Source organism: Microcoleus sp. T3_B1, from assembly GCF_036700445.1.
Taxonomy (GTDB): Bacteria; Cyanobacteriota; Cyanobacteriia; order Cyanobacteriales; family Microcoleaceae; genus Microcoleus.
Genome location: NZ_JAUBOX010000024.1, coordinates 1 through 23,736 on the forward strand (window position 1 = coordinate 1; position 23,736 = coordinate 23,736).

A 23,736-nucleotide genomic window follows, 5' to 3' on the forward strand; every position below is an offset into this window, starting at 1 on the left:
GGGTCATTTTTTAACGTTATATGCTTGCTATGTAAGCATTATAACCTATTTTTATCGTATTTTATGTTTAAGTCCCGCTAACCAGTAACCACTAACTATTACCCATGCCCGATGCCCGATGCCCATGCCAGAGGCATCTGACCCTAGAAAAGCGATCGCCCTTGATTTTTCTAAAAGAATTCAAGGGCGATCGCTAATAATCAAAGTATTTATCTCACATCAGAGATTTTTGTTGCAAGCTGTTTTTTTGCCTGAACAGCTTGTTTAACGGAGAGGGAGGGATTCGAACCCTCGTTAAGTTGCCCTAAACACACTTTCCAGGCGTGCGCCTTCAACCGCTCGGCCACCTCTCCAGGGCTAAATTCATTCATTTAGCCACAGCTAAACTATCTTAGCAGAACAAATCTGATTTGGGAAGGGGTAACGGCATAAATTTACTGTTTAATGTGGGTAGGGTGTCAAACGAGCGGGCTTGGATTCTCCTAGCTGTGTCGCAAACCCCTTCATCTAAAGGAGTTTGCCCGCCAAACCCCAATCTAAAATCTAAAATCTAAAATCTAAAATTCCATGACTCACTCTTACACAATTAAAATTCATAACAGACAGACAGGCGATCGCCACACCGTGCGAGTACCCGAAGACCGCTACATCCTGCAAAGCGCCGAAAACCAAGGAGTAGAATTGCCATTTTCCTGCCGCAACGGCGCTTGTACCGCCTGTGCGGTGCGCGTCAAGTCGGGAGAACTGCACCAGCCAGAAGCAATGGGGCTTTCGGTGGAACTGCAAAAAGAAGGTTATGCCCTGCTGTGCGTCAGCTATCCCCGTTCCAACATCGAGGTAGAGACGCAAGACGAAGACGAAGTGTACGAACTGCAATTCGGTCGTTACTTCGGCAAAGGAAAAGTTAGAGCCGGTTTGCCGTTGGATGAAGAATAAGGCAATTTGATAAATTATCAACTACCAATTATCCATGCTTTATCGATTATGTGCGATCGCCCTTTGTCTGTTGTTAGCTAGCTGCCAAAAACCCGAAATGCCCCAAGGTACGATCGCCAAAGTAGAAAGGGCCATCAGCGGCCAAACAATCGAAGTTATCAGTACAGCCGACAAAATAGCCTTATTAGAACAAATCAGGCTGATTGGTATTGATGCGCCGGATTTAAAACAGCAGCCTTGGGGAGAAGCAGCCAAACAAAGACTAGAACAGCTAACTGGGGGAAAACAGGTATTGTTAGAATCAGACATCGAAGAGAAAGATCGGTTCGATCGCAAACTAGCCTACTTGTGGCAAGATAAAATTTTGCTCAACGAACTGCTAGTCAAAGAAGGTTATGCCCTGGCCTCAGCGCGATCGCCCAACACCAAATACCAGCAGCGACTCGTGAACGCTCAAGAATGGGCGAGACTCATGGGTAAAGGCCTGTGGAATCCAGAACGAGCTTTGCGCCAAACTCCTGCAGAATTCCGCCAGCAAAATCGGAAATAGTCAATCGATTTTAGATTTTAGATTTTAGATTTTAGATTGAAGCATTGACCCCACCGATAAATACGTTCGGCAAGTTTCATCGGGTACAGGTTTTTATTTCTGGACGGATGAATCACGTGGCGGGTATCGTGGATGCTTTCGGTCAGTTGGGAATTGTTGACAACTGACAACTGACAACTAACAACTAACAACTGACAACTGACAACTGACAACTGACAACTAACAACTAACAAATGACTGACAATCAACTGCAAAACTTCTTAGAAATAGCCACCGAAGCAGCCCTAGCCGCCGGTTCCGTCCTGCAATCTTTCTGCGGAAAATTAGAAAAAATTCAAGAAAAAGGCCGATCGGGCGATTTAGTCACAGAAGCCGACAAAGCCTCAGAAGTCGTCATCTTAGAAATTCTGGGCCGCCACGTACCCGACCACGCCATCCTCGCCGAAGAATCCGGCAAATTAGGGGATGCTAGCAGCAAATACCTGTGGGCGATCGACCCTTTGGACGGCACAACAAATTATGCTCACCAATATCCTTTTTGGGCCGTGTCGATCGGACTTTTAATCGACGGTATACCACAAATTGGAGTAATTTACGACCCCTTTCATAATGAATTGTTTCGGGCAGGCAAAGGATTGGGAGCAACCTGCAACCGATCGCCGATCGAAGTTTCCCAAATCTCAGAATTGAGAACCAGCTTGCTAGTCACTGGCTTTGCATACGATCGGCGCGAAACAGCAGACAATAATTATGCCGAATTCTGTCACCTCACCCACCTCACCCAAGGCGTGCGGCGCAGCGGTTCCGCATCCCTAGACCTCGCACACCTCGCGATGGGGCGATCGGACGGATACTGGGAACGGGGACTCGCCCCTTGGGACGTAGCAGCAGGTGTAGTCATAGTCTCCGAAGCCGGAGGTCAAATTACAGCTTATGACGGCAGTGCCTTTGAGATGAACTCGGGTCGGATTTTGGCCACAAACGGCAAAATACACGCCGAACTCAGTGGCGCACTGCTAGCAGTTCCTCCGTTATCTTCCTGGGGGTAATCTACCCGCAGCAAGAGATCGGGGGTAGTACGGGGGTCAGAACCCCTTGACTCAAGCTACATTAAAGAATAGTGAAAAGCCAGGAAAGGAAGAGTAAAAGTTATGTCTTTTGAAATGACAAAAGGGCTGTTCAAGTACGACTTTACAGATCAGCACGCAATTTTGGGAATTCCCTTAGACGCCGAGTTTAACGACATCCGCAAGCGCTACATGAAAATCGCCCGCCGGTTGCATTCGGATACTTGCTCTTTTGAAAGCCAAGCCGATAAAGATTGGGCTAACCAATTTTTGTCAAAAGTAGTCAATCCGGCTTACAACAAATTTTCCAAGGAAAGCGATCGCAAAGAATACACGCTACTCTTAGCAGCCATCGCCAAGCGCGTCGTTAAAGAACAGGCAAAAATGCAAATTGAAAGCGCAGCAGCCAAACAGTTAGCTACCGCTCAAAATTGGGAAGAAGCTTACAAAACAGCAGTTAGCAAACTCGCTCTCAAGCAGTACGAATCAGTTAAGGAAACGCAAGAGGCGATCGATCAAATTAGCGAACTCAACATGGTTTACCTGCTGCGAAAAGAGCGCATGGGTGGTGGTGCGGTTGCACCCGGTTCATCCATAAAAGATGGAACCCCAATAAAAGATGCAACCCCAACCCCAACTCCAACTCCAACTCCAACCCCAACCACAACCACAACCACAACTGCGGCAAAAGACTCGCCGGCCGAAGCCTATTGCCGCCGAGCTCAAGGATTCATGGACAGCAAAAGTTACGCCAAAGCAATTTTAGAGTTGAAAGAAGGCCTGAAGCGCGATCCGAAACACAGCAAGACCCACGCTTTGTCAGCAATGTGTTACCTTGAACAAAATCAAGCCACAATGGCGAAACTTGAGATGAACAAAGCTTTGGCATCAAATCCTGAAGAACCAACGGCTTTGGAGGTTAAGAAAAAGCTGGAACAAGCTGCAGCAAAAGCCAAAAAAGGTGACGAGAAACCAGGATTTTTTGCAAGTTTGTTTGGCGGTAAGAAGAAGTGAGAAGTTGTGAGTTGTGAGTCTTGAATATTTAGAAACGGGTGAACTGCTCAGCAGTGGAGTGAGGTAGCTCAAAAAAATCAAGACTTGGTGATATCAACGCCGGTGACATCGGAATTATACCATCAGTGCGATCGTCCCGCGACCGCGGATGCTCCAGAAAGAACGGGACGATCGCACTGACGGGGAAAATGATAATTGCGATGCAAACGAAAACGCTATCACGCCTTAATTTGTTAAAGTTGAAGATTAAGCTTGCCTCCTTCGACTTTAACACCGTCCCCTAAAGCTAAGCTTCTAAGGCCAATCTAAAATCTAAAATCTCAAATCTAAAATTGAGATGACACCGTGAACAAACCAGGCGTTCAACGGAGTACCGTTAGTACGCAGGCTTCGTATTTCCTTTTTTGCAAAGGCTTTTTATAGTGAGGTAGTTCCACCCCCACTTACTAACACAGTACCAGAGTATTTCCAGACTATCAATGGGTATAAAGAAATAATTGTCGGCTTCCGTCCGCGACATCCGACGCTTCTGGACATCCCTGCGGTAATTCCCAACGGGGTAATTCGCGCAGCGCTCAGATTAATCCCCTCTAAATATAACGAGGGACTTCCCGGCTGGTAGTTAATTTGTTAAAGTCGAATGTTAAGCTGGCCTCCTTCGACTTTAACACCGTCCATAAAGCTAAGCTTCTAAGCCCAATCTAAAATCTAAAGTCTAAAATCTAAAATTGATATGGTTCACCAACCCCCATCCGGTGCAAGAGATTTATTGCCCCTTGACGTTGCTCAAAAAATTTCGATCGAACGGCGCTTACAGCAGGTTTTTCACCGCTGGGGCTATCACCGGATTATTACCTCTACTCTAGAAAGGCTGGAGACATTGATGGCTGGGGGCGCGATCGACCGATCGACCTTAATTCAATTGCAAGACGCCGAGGATGGAGAACTTGGTTTGCGGCCGGAATTGACAGCATCCATCGCCCGCGCGGCTGCAATGCGGATGGCCGGGACTCGCTGGCAGCCTCAGCGCCTCTACTACAACGCTAACGTGTTCCGCAAAGGCCCAGATACTGGCTCAGGCGGGCAACAGGAGTTCTATCAAGCTGGGGTAGAACTGCTCGGCGCGGGGGGGGCGGTTGCGGATGCGGAAGTGCTGCTGCTGCTGTCTGAGTGCTTGCAGAGCTTGGAAATTGATGACTGGCATTTGGTTTTGGGAGAAGCGGGCTTGACTGCAACATTGCTAGAACCGTTTCCGCCAAATGTGCGCCAAAAAGTTCGGGGGGCGATCGCCAATCTCGATCGAATTGCCTTGGAAACTTTGCCACTGTCAACCGAATTGCGAGAAAGAGCACTGCTGTTATTTGACTTGCGCGGCCGGCCAGAAGAGGTGTTGCCAATTGTTGCCAAGCTGGATTTAGATTTGCCGCAGCAAGCCGCGTTAAATAATCTCAAATCTGCGATCGAATTGCTGCACCAATGCCAGTCAAAAATTCCCAATCTAAAATCCCACATTCACCTCGATTTGAGCTTAATTCAAACATTTGACTACTACACTGGAATTGTGTTTGAAGTTGTCAGCAGCAGCAAGACAGGACAGCGAGTTTTAGGACAAGGGGGACGCTACGACCAACTGTTGGGACTGTTCGACCCCCAAGGGCAAAATTCCCCCGGCATCGGGTTTTGTCTGAATATTGAAGATTTGCACCAAGTTTTGCTGACAGAGGGGCAGTTGCCCACGGAGACGCCAGCTAGCGACTGGTTGGTGGTGGCTCAAACTCCTGAAGCTAGTGCCGCCGCGTTTGCTTACGCTCGCAAACTCCGAGACTCTACTCACCTAGTTCGGGTGGAAATAGATTTGGAGAGTCGGGAGACAGCAGAGTCGGCGCGGGAATATGCGCGCGATCGACGAATTGCTCAAATTGCTTGGGTAAATGCCGAAGGATTGCCAACAATTGAAACGGTAAATTAGGCTAATTGGTAATTGGTAATTGGTAGTTGGTAATTGGTTAAAAATCACCCGATATGATATTATGTATCCTGCTGATTGAGAGAAGGTTTTGCCAATTGCTAATTGCTAATTCCCTATCTAACTAAAATCTTTTGAGAGAACACTATGGCACACACTATTGTTACGAATATTTGCGAGGGAATTGCTGATTGCGTCGGCGCTTGTCCGGTTGCTTGCATTCACCCCGGCCCCGGCAAAAATGTCAAGGGTACTGATTGGTTTTGGATTGATTTTGATACCTGTATTGACTGCGGTATTTGTTTGCAGGTGTGTCCTGTCGAAGGTGCGATCGTTCCAGATGAGCGACCTGAGTTGCAGCAAACTCCGACTTGATTGAATTAACTGTTTTTCCCCTTCTCTTCTCTTCCTTTGTGTCATAAGCGTCTTCGCGGTTCGTTAAATTTATATAGGAACTTTTTTTACGAACCGCAGAGGCCGCAGAGGACACAGAGAAGAAGTTGAGAAAGAAGGAAAAAATCTAACGTTGAGATATCTTAAGTGCAGGTAATTAATTATGCTACTTTTAGATCCAAAAACTCTCGCTCCAGCGACTGAACAGCGCGTCATTCTATATGATGTGACTTGGGAACAATACGAGCAGCTTTCCGATATGTTTGTCGATGAATTCCCCAGGATGACTTACTTGGAAGGAACGTTAGAAATTATTATGACAAATTCGCCCGAACATGAAAGGCTTAAAACAATTATTGCCCGGTTGATAGAAACTTATGCAGTGGAAAGGCTAATTAATCTCAACGGTTACGGTAGTGCTACATTTCGCCGCGAAGCTGTGAGACGGGGTGCGGAACCAGATGAGTGTTACTGCTTGGGTGCACTTGCAGAAATCCCTGATATTGCGATCGAAATTGCTCTGACTAGCGGTGGAGTTGACAAACTAGAAGTGTATCGCGGTTTGCAAGTTCCTGAAGTCTGGTTTTGGGCTAACGATCAATTTTCTATTTACCACTTGCGGGAGTCGGGTTATGAGTTAATTTCGAGGAGTGAATTTTTGCCTGAGTTAGACTTTTCTGTATTGAGTCAATATGTAGGATATGTTAACCAAACAGAAGCTGTGATTGCTTATAGAACTGTTTTGCAAACAGCTACACCAACCTCAAATTAATAGACATCTCCAGAAAAGCCAGTATTGAACAGGCAAGATGCCTGTTCCACAATTTAAAAAAAGCCCATCGCACTTTACAATAAAATCTACAATAAAATCTCATGCAGCCGATCGCACTTTCCGACTCTCATATTTTATCCATGCGTACCCACGCCGAAAGCGCTTATCCTGAAGAATGCTGCGGTTTGTTGCTGGGTCGAGTTACTGGCGATGTTAAAACTTTAGTGGAAGTTTGGCCGACTGAGAATGCTTGGAGTGCACAGGCCCAGGAGAATTGGCCTGAAGAAAAGGGATTGACAGAACGACGCAGATATGCTATTAAGCCCGAAGATATGTTGCGGGCGATGAAACATGGGCGCGATCGCACTCTGGATATTATCGGTATATATCATTCTCACACGGATTCTCCCGCAGTGCCCTCAGAGTGCGATCGGACATTGGCCTGGGCCCAATACTCTTATATCATTGTGTCCGTCCGACAAGGCTGTTGGGAAGACATCCGCAGTTGGAGTCTTGACGGAGAGGGGAACTTTCAAGCAGAGGAAATTCTCGCACAGGAACCGACTGAGATTAAGAAATAATTAGTAAAAATAACAAACACGTAAAAATGCGAAAGATTCAGATAGGATGTAATTCAAAATCTGCGCTACACACAATATCATGCTAAATCCTAATCTGGAGGAGATCCAGCTCAACAAACAAGAATACGAACGCTACTCTCGCCACCTGATCCTGCCAGAAGTTGGATTGGATGGGCAGAAGCGTCTCAAAGCTGCCAGCGTGCTCTGCATCGGTACGGGAGGCCTCGGTTCGCCGCTGCTGCTGTATTTAGCAGCCGCCGGTGTTGGCCGCATTGGGATTGTAGACTTTGATGTTGTAGACCATTCTAATTTGCAGCGGCAAGTAATTCACGGCACTTCTTGGGTTGGGAAACCGAAGATTGAGTCGGCTAAAAATCGGATTTTAGAAATTAATCCTTTTTGTCAAGTTGATTTGTACGAAACTCGCGTTAGTTCGGAAAATGCGATCGACATTGCGACTCCTTACGATATCATTATCGACGGTACGGACAATTTCCCGACTCGCTATTTGATGAACGACGTTTGCGTGCTTTTAAACAAGCCCAACGTCTACGGTTCCATCTTCCGATTTGAAGGACAAGCAACAGTTTTCAACTACGAAGGCGGCCCGAATTACCGCGATTTGTACCCGGAACCCCCGCCTCCTGGCATGGTTCCTTCTTGTGCAGAAGGCGGCGTTTTAGGCGTATTGCCTGGAGTAGTTGGCTGCATTCAAGCAACGGAAGCTATCAAAATTATCTTGGGTCAAGGCACTACTTTGAGCGGCCGATTGTTGCTTTACAATGCCTTAGATATGACATTCCGGCAATTGAAATTGCGGCCGAATCCAGTGCGCCCGGTAATTGAAAAGTTAATCGATTACGAAGAATTCTGCGGCTTTAGTAAAGTACCAGCAGAGCAACCGCAAATTCCTGAGATGACTGTCAAAGAACTTAAGGAGTTAATCGACAGCGGTGCGAAGGATTTTGTCTTGTTGGATGTTCGGAATCCCAATGAGTATCAAATTTGTCAAATTCCTGGGTCGGTTTTGGTTCCTTTGCCGGATATCGAACAGGGCGCAGGTGTCGCTAAGGTCAAGGAATTGGTGAACGGCCACCGCTTGATTGCACACTGCAAAATGGGCGGGCGTTCTGCGAAGGCTTTGGGGATTTTGAAGGAAGCTGGAATTGAGGGGATTAATGTTAAGGGCGGAATTACTGCTTGGAGTGAAGAAGTAGACCCGTCTGTACCTCAATATTAAGGCTAATCTTTTTCTGGGGCGGGCGATTTGCCCGCCCAGAACGGCGATTATGACGGCGGGAACTGTTTATTTCTAGTTAGTAGATTCTTGAACTTACCTAGTAGATTCTTGGAATTGGCACTCAACATAACCACACCCCAAACCACTACCCCCGCACCGATACTAATCAACAATACCAACGCAAAAGAATTAATTCCCCCCTTCAGGAAAGGCAAAGGCAAAGCAACAATTTGATTCGGAGGGTCTTGTTTAATTAAATAAGGAGCACTTCCAGCCACCACCCCGGCTACTCCCAAACCAAAGCCGACAGCTTGAATCGTGACCTCTAGTTTGGCATCCCGATAAGCTTCTTCGATCGCCACAATAGCTCTAATTGCCTCGGTTGCTTGGTCTAGCAAGCCGGAACCGTGTTTGAAATAGCCTAAATCTGCTTGAATCTGCCTTTGAAACTGCGGGCAAGTTTCTTTGCTGAATGTTTCGAGGAAACTTAAATTGGCATCACTATCATTGTACTTTTTAGCTGCTTTGATGTCAAGACTTATTTGATTTAATTTATCCTGGTAATTTTGGGCGTTAATTGCGATCGTATTTTGGCGAAATTCCAAATCAATCAGCATTCGGGCATACTTCACAGCCCGAGGCGGCATCTCAATCATCTGAGTTTCCAGATATTTTAATTCTTCCTCCTTTAAACCCGCACCTTTCGATTGCCTCTGCTGAGGTTGATCTCGCTGCAAATACTTAAAAGTCTTGTCAATATCCTGTTCAATTTGCTTGTATTCCTCGCGAGTCACGGCGTAAAGCTTGCGGCTGTCGTGATAAGCGCGAATAATTTTATTTCGGTACAGAAACAAATCCATAAAATCGCTGTACCGCGTCTCATCCCAGATTTCATCAGTTGTCGGGCTGTTGAAAAACCAGATAATAATGTGACAGTAACTATCGGGCTGATTCGGATTGCCGTACTCCAAAATCGGACTGCCGAATAACTCGCCTTTACGGTAAAAATCCGGCTGATTTTGACCAGAAATCAACTTTTCGAGACACTGTTTGCCTAAAGCTTGGAGAAACTGCGAATCTGCCCGCGCCGCTTGATTTTGTTCGACACTCAGCCAAGCTGTAAGCAGCAGAGTTTGCCCGAAATAACTCTGCACGAAATCCGGCAGCAAGCAGTTATCGGGATTAAATTCCTTGAAGATGCTAACATCGACAGCAGGTGTTTTAATGCCGTTAACTTTTTCAGGGACAAAAATTTTTAAACCCAGGGCATAGCTGTCATCAATTCGCAGCGGTTGGGCAAAACCCTTGACAGGAATTTGCTGATTTTCAACCGAAATCTCCTTATCAAAGGGTAGAGACTTGCGGTTGCCAACAACTTGTTTATTAATCAGGTTAACTCGGAAGCCGACAGGTTCCTCTTTTTTGTGCAAATAGCTGTCATTAAATTTTGTACTGACTGCTAATTTAGTTTGCAAAATCTCATCGCACTTCTGCCACAAACTGGCGGATTCCACAGGGGAATTCCACTCTGATTCTATGGCGTTGCAGAGGTGAAAGGCAAATAAATAAACGTTGGGGGCATAGATTTTGCTAGTTGGAGTCATTGCTGGTATCTGATTGATTATTTGCTGCGATTTCTTGAAGCTTTTTGTAGCTATCTTCAATGCTGGTACGCAGAGTTTGAGTGATATTGGTTAGCGGCGGTGTTGTACTTGGGGTGGGTTCGCCCGCATCCTCGAAATCTTTTTTGTTTTTGGCGGCAGCAATTTTTAATTCCTCTCCCAATTGATGACGGGCGCACCACTTGCTGATAGCCATAGCAATAGGAAACAATTGATCGTCTGCGAATTCTCCCATTTCTGTTTTTAATTCGAGTAAATCTTGCCATGCTGTCGGCATGAAAATACTCGGATTTTCATGCAGCCATTGGAGAAAAGCATTGATAATTTTGTCAGGTTCCATTGTAATTCCTCCGGTAATTAAACACAATAGATTCGTAGGGGCGGGTTCACCAACCATAATTGCCTGAAACAAACAATCTCGAAAACCCGCCCCTACCCAACGAACAATTACAATTTACATTTTAACATTTGATGCAAATTTTGGGTTGGTGCAGGTTGTCTGTGGGGTGGGGCGGGTTTATTTAGATGGTTGGTCATCGTTATATATTGTTGGTGAACCCGCCCCTACAAAATTATGTTTGCACACCTAACTTAATATCCCGTTGCACAGAAAGCCGCCCAATATTTCGGGTCGCGGAACGGCTGTTTCTCACTCGAACACACTAACCATAATTCCACACTTTCGCTCGATTTTTCATCTAAATTTAACAATCCTACCCAAACTCGAAAATCCTCCATACTCACCCCGCGCATCCAGTTTTGTGCCGCATTCAAAGCGAGGGCTACTGAATCTGCATCCGGCAATTCTTGATAAAATTTTATCATCAAAATTGCCGTAGCAAAATCATCGACAGCCCAGAGACTGCTGACAACATTCATGCTACCCGCATACAAAAAACCGCTGGGTAAACCAATGTATTCATCCGTCATTGCGGTTGAGGTGGTTAACCCGGTTTCGCAGGCGGAAAGTGTGACGAGACTGCACTGCGGTAACTGCAATTCGGCAAAGATTTCTCGCAGGGTGAGGCATTTTTCTGGGATGGCTTTTCTGCCGCTGCGTAGGGTGACATAGCGCTGTTTTTTAGCGGGCTGATTTGACTCTGGGGGCGGGGGTTCGGGCGGGCACGGGGGCACCGCCCCTACGGATTTGGGGGGTAATGGTTCCAGGGAATCGGCTAAGACTAGGGATGACAGCAGCGGATAGTCAAAGTTGAATACGCCGTGACAGGAAAAGTGCAGGTAGTTGGCGTTTGAGAGGTTTTCTCGGTTTTCGTTGAGGGCGGTTTTTGTGGCTTGTTTTTTGAGTAAAATTTGATGGGGATTGAATCGGGTTTTGATGGTTTCTACTTCCATGTCGGCGTTGAATAAATCTTCGGTGGGATTCTGGAGGGCAAATAGTTGTTGCTGATTTGGTGGGGGGAAGTTTCTGGTGGTGATGCGATTTTTTACGAGTTCCAGTAGTTGCAAGCTGGGGCTGTATTTCACGCCTGCGGGGAAGCAGTCTAACAAGTACCTCGTAGGGGCGGTGCCCCCGTGCCCGCCCTCTGAGGTGAATTGTAGGGCGTGGAGGGGGAATAGGTGCAGGTAGCGGTGGGGTACTAGGATTAGTCGTTTGCTGTTGGGGGGGATGTGGGCGATTATCTCGTTTAGTCGCAGGATTTCTGAGAGTTTTTGGAGTTTTTGGGATAGGGTGTTTTGCCAGGTTTTGTTGGTGTTTTTGTTGCGGTATTCGTCGAGATAGTTGTTTTTCCAGGTTTCTAATTCGCCTATTTCGGTTGTGGTATATGTGACTGGTTTTATGCTGTCGCGGGTGATGATGAAGGCGACACCACCCGTAGGGGCGGTGCCCCCGTGCCCGCCCTCTAGGGAGTTAGAATTGCCGATGTACCATTCTATGATTGCTGTTTCGGTGTCTAAGGTTTGTTGGAATTTGGTGATGTCGATGGGTTCGACTTTTTGAGTTAGGGAGAATTCTGGTTCTCGCTGTTTTATTTGTTCTAGCAGTTGTGTTAGTTGCTGCAAGGTTGTTTCTAATTTGGCTTTTTGTTGTTGGAAATATTCGGGGCTGAGGCTGCGGGTTTGGGTTGTGCGTTGTGAGGGAGAGGGCGGGCACGGGGGCACCGCCCCTACAACGGGGGGGGGAAAGAGGGGGAGGAGATGGGGTTTCTGTTTCTAGGAATTGTTGGGAGGCGGCGATTTGGCGGCGCAGGTTTTGGAGTTGCTGTTTCTCGGTTTCGGTGGCTGTTTTGGGGTAGATTTCGCTGTTGGTGAAGAGTTCGACTAGGTAGCGGGATTTGCTGCGTTCGATTGTTTGCAGGGCTTTGTCATATTGTTGGTGATTGATGCAGGATTGCATCATTTTTTCGTAGACGTTGAGGTTCTCTTCGATGATTTCTCGTTTGCGGTTTTCGGAGGCAATCCACTCGCGGCTTTGTTCGACTGCTTCGATGGCTTTTTCGTAGCCGAAAATGGCTATTTCCCACAAACTTTCTGCAAATCCTAAATAGCCTAGATTTCGCCCTGTTTGCAGACAGTCAATTGGCAAACCGGTGGGAGTATAAACTTCTAAAGCTGCTTGAAAAAGTTGGATCGCCTTTTCGATATTCTCACCCCGTTCTCCTTTGATTCTGCTATAGTAAGCAGTTGCCAAATTATTTTGAGTCATCGCCCATTGTTTCGGGGAAGCAGGGCGGGTACGAACTTCACTAGCTGCTTCATAAAATGCGATCGCCCTTTCGATATTCTCACCCCGTTCTCCTTTGATTCTCTCACTGTAAGCACTTGCCAAATTATGTTGAGTCATCGCCCATTGTTGGGAAAAAGCATCGCGGGTGTAAACTTGTAAAGCAGCTTCATAAAATGTGATCGCCTTTTCGATATTCTCACCCCGTTCTCCTTTGATTCCGTCACTGTAAGCATTGGCCAAATTATTTTGAGTCATCGCCCATTGTTGCGGGAAAGCTTTGCGGGTGTAAACTTCACTAGCTGCTTCATAATATGCGATCGTCTTTTCGATATTCTTACCCCGTTCTCCTTTGATCCTGTAACTGTAAGCAACTCCCAAACAAATTTGAGTACCAGCCCATTGTTCCGGGGAAGCATGGCGGGTACGAACTTCACTAGCTGCTTCATAAAATGCAATCGCCTGTTCGATATTCTCACCCCGTTCTCCTTTAATTCTGTTACTGTAAGCAGTTGCCAAATTATTTTGAATCATCGCCCATTGTTCCGGGAAAGCAGGGCGGGTGTAAATTTCTAAGGCTGCTTCATAAAATGCGATCGCCTTTTCGATATTCTCACCCGGTTCTCCTTTGATTCTGTCACTGTAAGCATTTGCCAGATTATTTTGAATAGCTGCCCAAAATTCGGCCGAAAAATTTCGCTTAAAAATTTGCAGCCCCACCTCGTAGCCTGCAATGGCAATTTCCATATTGCTGCTTTTGCTTCCCAGCGGAAACTCTTGAATCAAGTCACTGAAGTTAAGAATATTAATAGTAATGTTTGTAGCTTGGCGAAACTCCATTTCTGCCAGAGTTTGAGTAGCCCAATCGCGCAAAACTGAGGTGAAGTTATCGTCGATTAGTTCGAGATTGTTTTGCAGGATAGCGATTTGTTCGTCCCTTGGGGAGTTGATCAGGGATTCGATCAGGTCGAAATAGGTTTGTTTTTTGCTTTTCATTGCACTACCCATGTTTGGGATATTGTACATTTTTTGCGCGGGAAAAACCAGGGATTTTTGCACAATACCTTTACCCAGATTTTGTAGGGGCGGGTTCCACCAACAATATCTAAGGAATACCAACAATCTAGATAAACCCGCCCCCCACCACCGATAACCCACATCAACCTGGAATTTGCATCGCATCGGAAAATGTAGGTTGGTATTTTTCGTTGGGTGGGGGCGGGTTTTCGAGATTGTCGATAATTGGCAATTATGGTTGGTGAAACCCGCCCCTACGGGCACCATGTACATTGTGATTTATGGTTGGGTGGGGGCGGGTTTATCAGATTGTCTATAATTGACGATTATGGTTGGTAAAACCCGCCCCTACAGTTTCCCCGAAATCACCTGATCCGAGTAATTAACCCAACCCTTCAACTAACAAATTGCGAGCACTTTCCAACGCTTCCTGCAACTTACTTGCATCGCGTCCCCCAGCTTGCGCCAAATTCGGCCGCCCGCCGCCTTTTCCGCCGCAAATTTGAGCAATTCCCCCGATAAACTTGCCAGCTTGTAATCCTTTCTTATTGACTTCAGGACTAAAAGCTGCCACCAAACTTACCTTGTCTGGTTCAGGAATTGAGGCCAAAACAACCGCAGCATTTCCTAACTTTTGCTGCAATCTTTCCGCCGCAGTTTTCAGCGCTTCTGTATCCACATCACCCAATTGAGCTACAATGATTTTGAATTCGCCGATCGCCTCCGCCGCACTCAGCAACTGGTCGGATTTCGCGATCGCCAATTCCGACTTCACAGCAGCCAAATGTTTCTGAGTATCCTTCAACTCATTCTGCAAATTAGTAATCCGGTTCGGCAATTCTTCAGGCTTCGCCTTAAATCGATCGCCCAAATCGCGCACCACCTTATCCCGCACATTCAAATAATCCAAAACAGCTTGACCGGAAACCGCTTCAATCCTGCGAGTTCCCGCCGCTACCCCCGCTTCGGAAACAATCTTAAACAGCCCGATTTCTGCGGTATTGCTGACGTGAGTTCCGCCGCACAATTCCATCGAAACGCCGGGAAAATCGATAACCCGCACCACATCGCCGTACTTCTCGCCAAACATCGCAGTCGCGCCTTTTTCTCTCGCAAGGGCGATCGGCATTTCTGCAACCTCAGCAGCGTGCGCCTCAGCAATCCAACTATTAACTAAATCCTCAATTTTCTGCAACTCTTCTGCTGTGACAGCGCGCGGAGAATTGAAATCAAACCGCAATCTCTCAGACGATACCAGCGAACCAGCTTGCGAAATCGAATCGTCCACAATTTTTCGCAAAGCTGATTGTAATAAGTGAGTTGCTGTGTGGTTAGCCTGAACTCGGCGGCGACCGCTATTGTCAATTTTCGCAGTAATACTATCGCCAACTCTCAGCGTTCCCCGTTCCACAAAGCCGAAATGCACGAAGAAATCCGATTCCTTCTTCACATCCTCAACTCTTACTAACAAACCATCACCATTATCTCCGGTTTTCAAATAACCTTTATCCCCAATTTGTCCGCCGGATTCTGCATAAAACGGCGTTTGGTTCAAAACAACTTGTACCTCGGTACCGGCGGCTGCTTCTTCCACAGATTTGCCGTCAACCAAGATAACTTCCACCTCAGCTAAACTCGACAATTCAGCATAACCGACAAACTCAGTCCCCTGGATTGTTTCAGCCAACTTATCCAAAGAACCCTGCACCGTTAAATCGATTGTTTGGCGAGCATCTTTAGCGCGAGTTTGCTGTTCCTTCATCGCCGCTTCAAAGCCGTCCAAATCCACAGTAATTCCCTGTTCCTCAGCAATTTCTTGAGTCAGTTCTAAGGGGAAACCGTAGGTATCGTAAAGAGTGAAAGCATCTTGACCGCTGATTTGTTGGTTTGCTTGCTGTTTTGTACGATCGACAATTTCCTCCAGCAGCTTCTCTCCGCGTTCCAAAGTCTTGAGAAACTGCGCCTCTTCCCTTGCCAATTCCGCCTTAATTTGAGCTTCCCGCAGCCGCACGTTCGGATAAGCAGCTTCCGAAAGGGCGATCGCACTTTCAGCCACCCGCACCGTAAATTCGCCCTGAATTCCAATCAGCCGCCCGTGGCGTACCACCCGGCGAATCAACCGGCGCAAAATGTAACCCCGACCAACATTCGACGCGCGAATTTCGTCCGCAATCATGTGCACCACAGCCCGAATATGGTCGCCAATTACTTTCAGCGAAACCTTGACTTTTTCATCGCTATTGTGGTAATCAATCCCGGCAAGTTCCGCCGCCGATTGAACGATCGGAAAAATCAAATCTGTTTCGTAATTATTGGGGACTTTCTGGAGGATTTGCGCCATCCGTTCCAGTCCCATGCCAGTATCAATATTTTGATTTTGCAGCGGTGTTAAATTGCCCTCTGCATCTTTATTGTACTGCATGAAAACCAGGTTGTAGAATTCAATAAACCTGCTATCATCTTCGAGGTCAATATTGTCGCCTCTTTCTGGGTGAAAATCATAGTAAATCTCCGAACACGGGCCGCAGGGGCCTGTCGGGCCGGATTGCCAGAAATTGTCATCTTCTCCCATGCGCTGAATGCGATCGGCCGGAATGCCAATTTCATCGCGCCAAATCGCAAAAGCTTCGTCATCTTCTCGGAAAACACTAACAACCAAATTGGACGCTGGTAAACCGAAAACTTCCGTGGAAAGTTCCCACGCCCAGGCGATCGCCTGTTTCTTGAAATAATCCCCGAAACTGAAGTTACCCAACATCTCAAAAAACGTGTGGTGGCGGGCGGTGCGGCCGACGTTTTCGATGTCGTTGGTGCGGATGCACTTTTGAGAAGTCGTGGCGCGCGGTGATTCGGCGGTGCGCTGTCCGAGAAATATCGGCTTGAATTGTAGCATTCCGGCGATCGTCAGCAACACCGTCGGATCTTCGGGCACCAAAGAAGCACTCGGCAATATCTTATGTCCCCGCTGAGCATAAAAGTCGAGGAAGGTTTGGCGGATTTGGCTGCCACTGAGAAACTTAGGAGAAATAGTCATGACAAGAACTGTTAAGAATGTAAAGATGTAGCAACAATAGAATTTATAGGACTTTTGCACGGGTGTCCAGAAACCGGGTTTTTCAACCAAAATACTTGCTTAAAATCCTCAATCTCGGTGAAAAAACCCGGTTTCTTTGTTCGGAGTGCGTGAGTGCTAACTTACATCTATTTGGATATTCATATCATTATACTTAGTAATGTAAAGACCTATCAAGTTTTGCAAATAGTGCTTTACTCCTCCGAAAGGCCATGCTAACTTAATAATAGACACCGGGACAGAAAGAGAAAGGAGGTCGCTATATTTAGAAAGAAAGTTCGAGGATATAGGCATGGTGTCTCCGGTCTAGATTCCGAGGCGCAGCAGAAATTAACCGAACACAACTTGGAATAGTGGCGAACTGCCGATCGAGCAGTCAAGCCAAACCGCAGTCGAGTCAGACTTATTGTGGTTGCGGATTAAAAGTAAAGCTGCATAAGTTGTAAACCCTAGTAAGTAACAGTTCTCAACCGGAAACACATCTCGTTTGTTAGAAAAAACAAAGTTCTCATATTATTGGGTCTGGTCGCTGTCGATCGGGCCCTATGAATTTTTAGAGGGCCTCGCAGGAGAAGAGGCTTCCAGGCAGGGCGGTTTCATTCTCTTGTAGGGGCAGCCCCCCGTGGCTGCCCCAATCTCTGAAACACGAGCGCAAATCGTGGATGGGGAGGGTAGGCACTCTTAGCACTACAAGAGTCAAAATCATCGTTTTCCGTAAGGGCAATCCGACCCCTACTCCCCGTGGTTGCCCCGAAACAGCCCTGGGCTTCCAGGAGCACAGAGGGGCCGAGTTCGGCTGTATAAGTGGTTTCTGCTGAAAGAAAACTTCCCTGTGAGGCGATCGGCGAGCGATCTGTGCAGCTTTTGAGTTATATTATATATAAGGGGACGTGGAGCAAGCCCACCCGCTTTTTGCCGGGACTCCAGCGCAGTGATAGGAGCCACTGTCAAGATGAGATATCATTGAGGATGTCACTCAAGACCTTAAAACCTTCCCCGCTGTGCTGTATCGCAGCAAAATCTACGCTTCTATTAGCTTGCTGCAAGCCAAGGATAGCCAACCGCCATTTTTGGTGACAAGACCAGGCTCAAAAATTTGAATCTCAGGATATTTAGAGTCAAAACTCTAAAAAATCCCATCCCCGACGCAGGGGTTAGAGTTCAAACAATAAAAGCCCGCCCACTCAAAAAAGCTAGTGCCACCCACAACGGTAGTAAATCACTAGCACAGTTCTTAAACTCACAATGTCCAGAGATTCCAGGTAAAAGTATGCCCGAAATAACTAAAGAAGAAATGCGCGAACGGCTGGGAAATATCGACCAGATCCGCGATATCATTTTTGGAGCGCAGCTTAGAGAATACGACAATCGCTTCGATAAAATAGATTCCGACTTGTCGATGATGCAGCAAGATATGCAAACTCGCATCGAACAAGTAAGAACAGTTCTTTCAGGAGAAATGAGGGCTGCAGTTGATTCGTTAGAAAAGAAAGTTAAATCGCTCACCTCAAACACCCAAGAAGAAAGCGCCGATATCCGTCAGCAAGTCGATCGCATTAACCGCAAATTCTCCAGCAGCGTGGAAGCCCTCGACGAGGCTATAGACAATCAAACCAGTTCGCTTCGCGACGAACTCTCCAAAACCAGAGATCGACTATCTGAAGAAAGCCGCACTTTGAAAACACAAGTGTTTGAAGAACTCGATCGTCGCTTTTCTATGCTCAGAGATGTTAAAGTTTCTAGAGACGACATGGCAGAAATTCTGTTTGAACTCGGCATGAGGCTCAAAGGAACAGAATTTGTACCCGAACTTAAAGGCGTTGCGGATAATAAGTTAAATACCGAATTTCTGTTGCCGGAGCGCCACCATAACGGATAATAACGCATGGCTTTACCGAAAGAAAATCCGGCTGACGAAAATGAGTTAGAGGGTTTTGTTTCTCAACCTGACGAGTCTGCTGCAGATGCAGCAACCCAGCTAGAACCCTTGCTGAATCTGTTAGTCGATCTCAAAATTATTGCGGGTTCAAACCAGCAAAATGCAGAGCCAGAAAGTGACAGCAGTGGCGACAATAATCAAGCTGGGGCCCTCGGCGGGTTGATGGATTTGTTAGGTATTTCTGAGCAAGCGCCAGAGGAAGTTGCAGCGAGTGTACCCGAAACTGGATCTGGCCAACCGGAGTCTGGCGATACGCCGCCTGTTGCAGACGAGTTCAAAAGTTTGCTGTGGGCTACTCACAAACTCAACACTTCAGAACTGGAAAAAGACTATTCCTCAGCTAAAACTATAGATGTTTCCGCGATCGCCCAGCCGGATTTGGAGGAGGAATCACAGCCTGTCGAAGAATTGTCTAACTTGACAATGAAAGATTCTCTACAGTACGTACAGGCTCAAAAATCCCACAAGTTCGATCGGCATTTACAGGATGTTTCCCCTCCCGAAACCGAGTCAAAACCCTCGGAAATTCCCCATAATCCCATAGTTTCCACAGTCTCAGATCCACCAGAAACGGGATATTTAGATACTGCGGTGGCTTCGACTCTAGAAAGCCCTAACTTACTAGAACCGCCAGCAGAAATATTAGGTCAAATTAAACAGGATTTACATGAAGCCGACACCGCGATGGAAAGGCTGCAAAATCTGATGTTCGGCTCAAAAATGTCGGATATCGAGCAAGTCAAAAATCTTCTGGCAGAAAACGATTTGCCGGGGGTGCGCCACCTGATGGCCACAATCGACGATAAATTAGGAAAATTGGAGCACCAAATCTACGAGCCCCAAGAGTTGATTGAGTTGATGCTGCCTTGGATCGCAGAAATTCTCAGCCGCAAAGTGGCCGATTCCAGGGAAGAAGTTGTTAAGGCGATCGTGCCCATTATTGACGAAGTGATTAGGGCAAAAACTCAGGAAAACAAGTCGGCAATGAGTGCGGCAATAGCTGAGTTACTTCCCGACGCACTGGCTCAACAAATCGTGAATTCCCCAGCGGATATTGCTAACGCGATCGCCCCAGAAATCGGTCTGGCAATTAAAGAGCAAATTCGCCTTGACCAAGAGTCGATCGCTCAAGCCCTCGCGCCGGAAATGGGCAAAGCGATTACAGCCCAAATAAGACTCGAACGCGACTCTATGGTGGATGCGCTCTATCCCGTAATTGGCAGTACAATTTCCCGATACATGGCAGAAGCTATCAAGACAATCAATGAAAAAGTGTCAAATGCCATCAGCGTCGAAGGATTCAAAAGAAAAATTCGCTCCCAAGTACAAGGAGTCTCCGAAGCTGAATTAATCCTCAAAGAATCAATACCCTTTACCGTCCAAGCAGCATTCTTAATTCATAAAGCATCAGGCTTGATTATTTCCGAAGTTCAAAACTCAGAAAGCTACCAGTTAGAATCAGAAATGGTAGCCGGAATGCTCACAGCTATTCGCAGCTTTGTTAACGAGTGCATCGTGCAGCCGGGAGAATCTTCCGAACTCAATCAAATTGAATACGGCGACTCAAAAATTATCCTAGAAGTAGCGGGATATTGCTACATGGCCGTCGTGATTAAAGGAGAACCGCCCCACTTATTCATCAAAAAAATACGACAAACCGTTACTAATCTCATCCTTAATTATGCTAAAGTAATTCACGAGTTTAACGGCGACCCCGGTACTATACCGGAGTCGCTGCACCCGTACATAAAAAGTTTATTCGATCCGCTACAAACGGAAAAATCAACAAAACCCCCGATCGCCCTAGCCGCTATCAGTTTAGCCGCCTTGAGCTTAATCTTAGTACCTTGGGGAATTTATCAGTACCGCAGCAGCGTTGAGCGTCGCCTCGAAGCAAATGCCATCGCAGCTTTAGCCTCGACTCCCGAATTAGCAGTTTACCGCTTAGATGTTGCAGTTGAGGGCAAAACTTTAAAGCTAACCGGAAAGTTGCCAAATCAAGAATTGCGGGCACAAGCCGAAAAAATAGCCGCATCTACTGCACCAAAATTGCAATTAGATAATAGAATTGTAGCTGTAGATGTCCCCCCAGATCCAGTTTTGACGGCGGCGGAGGTGCAGCGGATTACCGCTGTTTTGAATCAGAAAGAGGGCCTTTCTATTTCTACGCGGTATGGCGATCGTAAAGTGACTGTAGAGGGTACCGTTAGAGACGGTGCAGACGCACAGAAAATAGCTCAGTCCCTGAAGCAAATACCCGGTGTTCAATCGGTGATTAGCACAGTTAAATTAGATCCGCTGAAAATTACAACCCGCATCTACTTCCAGCAAGGAACGGCAATATTAGACTCTACACATGGAGAAATCATCGCCAGTGTCAAAAAGTTTATGGATCAATATCCTCAAAAACAGATTAAGATAATTGGACACAGCGATCGAACTGGGGAAATTTCTACAAATCAACAGTTGTCGCTGAGGCGTGCCGCAGCAGTGCGAGATGCTTTAGTGCGGCAGGGTGCTGACCCAAAGCGCCTCCAAACGGTTGGCATCCCCCATCCTCCTGCCGACGTGGAGCCCAATCAACCACGACTTTTAAGCAGATGCGTGGTATTTGAACCAATAACTAACACCATAAACAGTAAATAATTATGTCAGTTACTATATCTAAAAAAATGTGTATGATCGGCGATTTTGGCGTGGGCAAAACCAGCCTGATCCGCCGTTTTGTCGATCGGCAATTCACCGACCAATACCTCTCCACCGTGGGAGTAAAAATTTCTCGCAAAAACGTAGAATTAGAAAACGTAAAACAGCGGGAAAACGTGACTGCACAGTTGCTGATTTGGGACTTAGAAGGGCATACAAAATTCAAAGGAATAGCACCGACTTACTTGCAGGGAGCTAGTGGCGCTTTAATCGTTGCCGATGTCAGCCGCTCCGAAACAGTTGAGCGAATCTCCGAACACATTCAGCTTTATTCTTCCGTCAATCCTAAAGGGTCAATTATCGTCGCTTTGAACAAAGTAGACTTAATTGACGAGGAAAAATTGGCGCTGCTAGTGGAAATGTCCCATGCGATAGGTCAAGACAAAGTAATAGCAGTTTGCACGACATCTGCTAAAACCGGCAAAGACGTTGACGAAATTTTCTACAAACTAGCTTACACAATGGTAGAACAAGTATGAACCCCCTGTTAAGAAAGCTGTTAGGCCCGCGACAAACACAGTATTTTCTAGTAAATCACCATTTCATCATTCAGGAAACCTCCGCCGAAGTGCAGAATTATGCCGATACTCCGGGCGACGCGATACCAGGTGCAGATGCTCGCCTGAGTTTTCCCGAACTGATTGGCATTGAAAATATCCTCATGTCTATCATTATGGGACGGCTCCCTGGTTTTGAAATCAAAGGTATCGCTCGGTTTGCCGACCCGAACCGCCCTTTATACTTTGATATGTTGGCTATCAAATATGAAGAAGAACAAGAATATGTGCCAAGTAAATTGCTAATTTTGATTGAAGATACCACCGAAAAGATGGTAATGAAGCAATCCTTGATTCAGAGGGCGAATGAAGCTAATCTTTTGGTTAGTGCCTTAGCCGCTTCTAAAGATTATATAGATAAAGTTATTCGTTCGATGGGCGATGCTTTGTTGGTGACAACAACATTAGGAAATATCAAAAGAATCAATCAATCGTCCCAATGGTTATTTGGGTATAGCGAAGCAGAATTAATCGGTCAGCCCCTGTCTTTAATATTACTAGAAGAAACCTTAATCTCCCAAGCTCGCCACCGCTATATTTTGTCTCATAAAGAGCTGCGTAGAGAACTAGAAATAGTCTGCACTACTAAAGCAGGAGAAGAAATTTGGGTAGAATTTTCCTGTTCGGCAATTCAGACAGAATTAGAGGGACTTTACGATTTAATTTATATAGGCAGGGACATCACAGAACGCAAACAACAAGAAATAGAAATTCGCCGCTCTTTGGCAAAAGAGCAAGAACTCAGACAGGTAAAATCTCGTTTTTTCTCGATGATTGCTCACGAATTTGGCAATCCTTTAAATACAATATTATTTGCTACTAAAATCCTCCAAGACTACGGCGACGAAATCACCCACGAGGAAAAACAAGAATACCTCGCACACGTTAAATCCGCATCTAAACACATGGCTCAGCTATTAGATGACGTGCGGTTGCTCAGCAGCGCCGAAGCAGGAAAACTCGAATTCTATCCCGCACCAGTTGACTTAAAACAATTTTGCAGCGAGTTAGTAGAATCAATTACAATTAGTTATGGAAAAAATCATACAATTAACTTTATTTATCAAGAATTAGTTACGCCAGCGAAAAAAGATGATAGCGACTCGCAGGAAACGCAACAGTTGCCCGCACTAGATCCAAAATTGCTGCGGCACATATTGACAAATTTGCTGTCAAATGCTGTCAAATATTCGCCCCTCGACAGCAATATTTATTTTGAATTAAATTGTCAGAATAATGAAGAAGCTATATTTAAAATTAAAGATGCAGGCATTGGCATTCCTCTCGAAGACCAGGAACAACTCTTTGAATCTTATTATCGAGCGAAAAATGTCGGAAAAATACCCGGTACAGGACTGGGTTTATCCATAGTCAAGCAGTGTGTAGATTTGCACGGAGGTCAAATCGAATTTTCCAGCGAGATAGGGTTAGGCACTACCTTTATAGTCAGAATTCCCTTTGAGAAACAGAGATAAATATAGCCTTTCTCAGTAACATGAGGTGCTCTCGCGGGCATAGGGCATAGGCCTCCCTGGGCATAGGGCATAGGCCTCCGTGGGCATACCTCACCAAGATGGAGAACCGCTATAGATTGATTTTCGATAATTCGATACACAGGGC

18 protein-coding genes and 1 tRNA gene are annotated in these 23,736 nt (G+C 46.2%); 13 read left to right on the forward strand and 6 right to left on the reverse strand.

Going from position 1 to position 23,736, the window contains the following annotated elements; translation table 11 throughout:
• Positions 1-268 precede the first annotated feature (268 nt).
• Positions 269-353, reverse strand: a tRNA-Ser gene (locus tag QT990_RS15085).
• A 214-nt stretch (positions 354-567) separates the two neighbouring features.
• Here QT990_RS15085 and QT990_RS15090 point away from each other — a divergent pair.
• The 9 genes from QT990_RS15090 (at position 568) to moeB (ending at position 8,519) form a co-directional block, all read left to right on the forward strand.
• A complete protein-coding gene (locus QT990_RS15090) occupies positions 568-936 on the forward strand; it encodes a 2Fe-2S iron-sulfur cluster-binding protein (protein WP_190743866.1) in 369 nt (122 codons plus the stop codon).
• Positions 937-970: 34 nt separating this feature from the next.
• Positions 971-1,486: a thermonuclease family protein gene (locus QT990_RS15095; protein WP_333143238.1), complete on the forward strand. Its 516-nt coding sequence runs from the start codon at positions 971-973 to the stop codon at positions 1,484-1,486.
• A 233-nt stretch (positions 1,487-1,719) separates the two neighbouring features.
• Positions 1,720-2,535 (forward strand): inositol monophosphatase family protein, encoded by an 816-nt coding sequence (locus QT990_RS15100; RefSeq protein WP_333143237.1) that lies wholly within the window; start codon positions 1,720-1,722, stop codon positions 2,533-2,535.
• Between the two features lie 102 nt (positions 2,536-2,637).
• Positions 2,638-3,567, forward strand: a complete 930-nt coding sequence (locus tag QT990_RS15105) for a DnaJ domain-containing protein (protein ID WP_333143236.1) — start codon at positions 2,638-2,640, stop codon at positions 3,565-3,567.
• A gap of 733 nt (positions 3,568-4,300) precedes the next feature.
• Positions 4,301-5,536 carry an ATP phosphoribosyltransferase regulatory subunit gene (locus QT990_RS15110; protein WP_333104609.1) on the forward strand — a complete coding sequence of 412 codons (1,236 nt, stop codon included), beginning with the start codon at positions 4,301-4,303 and terminating at the stop codon, positions 5,534-5,536.
• 144 nt (positions 5,537-5,680) lie between these two features.
• Complete coding sequence (locus QT990_RS15115; RefSeq protein WP_333054336.1) at positions 5,681-5,908, forward strand: ferredoxin family protein; 228 nt, start codon at positions 5,681-5,683, stop codon at positions 5,906-5,908.
• A gap of 181 nt (positions 5,909-6,089) precedes the next feature.
• Positions 6,090-6,698 carry a Uma2 family endonuclease gene (locus tag QT990_RS15120; protein ID WP_333465415.1) on the forward strand — a complete coding sequence of 203 codons (609 nt, stop codon included), beginning with the start codon at positions 6,090-6,092 and terminating at the stop codon, positions 6,696-6,698.
• A gap of 101 nt (positions 6,699-6,799) precedes the next feature.
• Positions 6,800-7,279, forward strand: a complete 480-nt coding sequence (locus tag QT990_RS15125) for a M67 family metallopeptidase (protein ID WP_333465416.1) — start codon at positions 6,800-6,802, stop codon at positions 7,277-7,279.
• A gap of 79 nt (positions 7,280-7,358) precedes the next feature.
• Positions 7,359-8,519 carry a molybdopterin-synthase adenylyltransferase MoeB gene (moeB, locus tag QT990_RS15130; RefSeq protein WP_333143231.1) on the forward strand — a complete coding sequence of 387 codons (1,161 nt, stop codon included), beginning with the start codon at positions 7,359-7,361 and terminating at the stop codon, positions 8,517-8,519.
• Positions 8,520-8,566: 47 nt separating this feature from the next.
• Here the strand turns inward: moeB and QT990_RS15135 are convergent, their stop codons facing one another.
• The 5 genes from QT990_RS15135 to alaS form a co-directional block, all read right to left on the reverse strand.
• Entirely contained in the window at positions 8,567-10,123 is a 1,557-nt protein-coding gene (locus QT990_RS15135) for a hypothetical protein (protein WP_333465417.1), read from the reverse strand.
• Positions 10,110-10,481, reverse strand: a complete 372-nt coding sequence (locus QT990_RS15140) for a hypothetical protein (RefSeq protein WP_333305690.1) — start codon at positions 10,479-10,481, stop codon at positions 10,110-10,112. The genes QT990_RS15135 and QT990_RS15140 overlap by 14 nt, the downstream gene beginning before the upstream one ends.
• 251 nt (positions 10,482-10,732) lie before the next feature.
• Complete coding sequence (locus QT990_RS15145) at positions 10,733-12,085, reverse strand: CHAT domain-containing protein (protein ID WP_333305712.1); 1,353 nt, start codon at positions 12,083-12,085, stop codon at positions 10,733-10,735.
• A complete protein-coding gene (locus tag QT990_RS15150) occupies positions 12,012-13,820 on the reverse strand; it encodes a tetratricopeptide repeat protein (RefSeq protein WP_333305692.1) in 1,809 nt (602 codons plus the stop codon). Before QT990_RS15150 ends, QT990_RS15145 begins: the two co-directional genes overlap by 74 nt.
• Before the next feature lie 403 nt (positions 13,821-14,223).
• On the reverse strand, positions 14,224-16,875 hold the full coding sequence (alaS, locus tag QT990_RS15155; RefSeq protein WP_333465418.1) for an alanine--tRNA ligase: 2,652 nt from the start codon (positions 16,873-16,875) through the stop codon (positions 14,224-14,226).
• Between the two features lie 1,309 nt (positions 16,876-18,184).
• Between alaS and QT990_RS15160 the strand changes: the two genes are divergently transcribed.
• The 4 genes from QT990_RS15160 to QT990_RS15175 are packed head-to-tail and all read left to right on the forward strand — an operon-like array spanning position 18,185 to position 23,591.
• Positions 18,185-18,793, forward strand: coding sequence for a hypothetical protein (locus QT990_RS15160; RefSeq protein WP_333143226.1), 609 nt, complete (start codon positions 18,185-18,187; stop codon positions 18,791-18,793).
• A gap of 6 nt (positions 18,794-18,799) precedes the next feature.
• Positions 18,800-21,499, forward strand: coding sequence for an OmpA family protein (locus QT990_RS15165; protein WP_333465419.1), 2,700 nt, complete (start codon positions 18,800-18,802; stop codon positions 21,497-21,499).
• A 2-nt stretch (positions 21,500-21,501) separates the two neighbouring features.
• Positions 21,502-22,038: a Rab family GTPase gene (locus tag QT990_RS15170; protein ID WP_333305700.1), complete on the forward strand. Its 537-nt coding sequence runs from the start codon at positions 21,502-21,504 to the stop codon at positions 22,036-22,038.
• Positions 22,035-23,591: a PAS domain-containing sensor histidine kinase gene (locus tag QT990_RS15175; protein WP_333143223.1), complete on the forward strand. Its 1,557-nt coding sequence runs from the start codon at positions 22,035-22,037 to the stop codon at positions 23,589-23,591. Before QT990_RS15170 ends, QT990_RS15175 begins: the two co-directional genes overlap by 4 nt.
• Positions 23,592-23,736 lie beyond the last annotated feature (145 nt).

What these genes read in the sequence shown, in the direction of transcription:
- QT990_RS15090 (WP_190743866.1), top strand. Translation starts at nt 568, where the DNA reads ATGACTCACTCTTACACAATTAAAATTCATAACAGACAGACAGGCGAT.
- QT990_RS15095 (WP_333143238.1), top strand. Translation starts at nt 971, where the DNA reads ATGCTTTATCGATTATGTGCGATCGCCCTTTGTCTGTTGTTAGCTAGC.
- QT990_RS15100 (WP_333143237.1), top strand. Translation starts at nt 1,720, where the DNA reads ATGACTGACAATCAACTGCAAAACTTCTTAGAAATAGCCACCGAAGCA.
- QT990_RS15105 (WP_333143236.1), top strand. Translation starts at nt 2,638, where the DNA reads ATGTCTTTTGAAATGACAAAAGGGCTGTTCAAGTACGACTTTACAGAT.
- QT990_RS15110 (WP_333104609.1), top strand. Translation starts at nt 4,301, where the DNA reads ATGGTTCACCAACCCCCATCCGGTGCAAGAGATTTATTGCCCCTTGAC.
- QT990_RS15115 (WP_333054336.1), top strand. Translation starts at nt 5,681, where the DNA reads ATGGCACACACTATTGTTACGAATATTTGCGAGGGAATTGCTGATTGC.
- QT990_RS15120 (WP_333465415.1), top strand. Translation starts at nt 6,090, where the DNA reads ATGCTACTTTTAGATCCAAAAACTCTCGCTCCAGCGACTGAACAGCGC.
- QT990_RS15125 (WP_333465416.1), top strand. Translation starts at nt 6,800, where the DNA reads ATGCAGCCGATCGCACTTTCCGACTCTCATATTTTATCCATGCGTACC.
- moeB (WP_333143231.1), top strand. Translation starts at nt 7,359, where the DNA reads ATGCTAAATCCTAATCTGGAGGAGATCCAGCTCAACAAACAAGAATAC.
- QT990_RS15135 (WP_333465417.1), bottom strand. Translation starts at nt 10,123, where the DNA reads ATGACTCCAACTAGCAAAATCTATGCCCCCAACGTTTATTTATTTGCC.
- QT990_RS15140 (WP_333305690.1), bottom strand. Translation starts at nt 10,481, where the DNA reads ATGGAACCTGACAAAATTATCAATGCTTTTCTCCAATGGCTGCATGAA.
- QT990_RS15150 (WP_333305692.1), bottom strand. Translation starts at nt 13,820, where the DNA reads ATGAAAAGCAAAAAACAAACCTATTTCGACCTGATCGAATCCCTGATC.
- alaS (WP_333465418.1), bottom strand. Translation starts at nt 16,875, where the DNA reads ATGACTATTTCTCCTAAGTTTCTCAGTGGCAGCCAAATCCGCCAAACC.
- QT990_RS15160 (WP_333143226.1), top strand. Translation starts at nt 18,185, where the DNA reads ATGCCCGAAATAACTAAAGAAGAAATGCGCGAACGGCTGGGAAATATC.
- QT990_RS15165 (WP_333465419.1), top strand. Translation starts at nt 18,800, where the DNA reads ATGGCTTTACCGAAAGAAAATCCGGCTGACGAAAATGAGTTAGAGGGT.
- QT990_RS15170 (WP_333305700.1), top strand. Translation starts at nt 21,502, where the DNA reads ATGTCAGTTACTATATCTAAAAAAATGTGTATGATCGGCGATTTTGGC.
- QT990_RS15175 (WP_333143223.1), top strand. Translation starts at nt 22,035, where the DNA reads ATGAACCCCCTGTTAAGAAAGCTGTTAGGCCCGCGACAAACACAGTAT.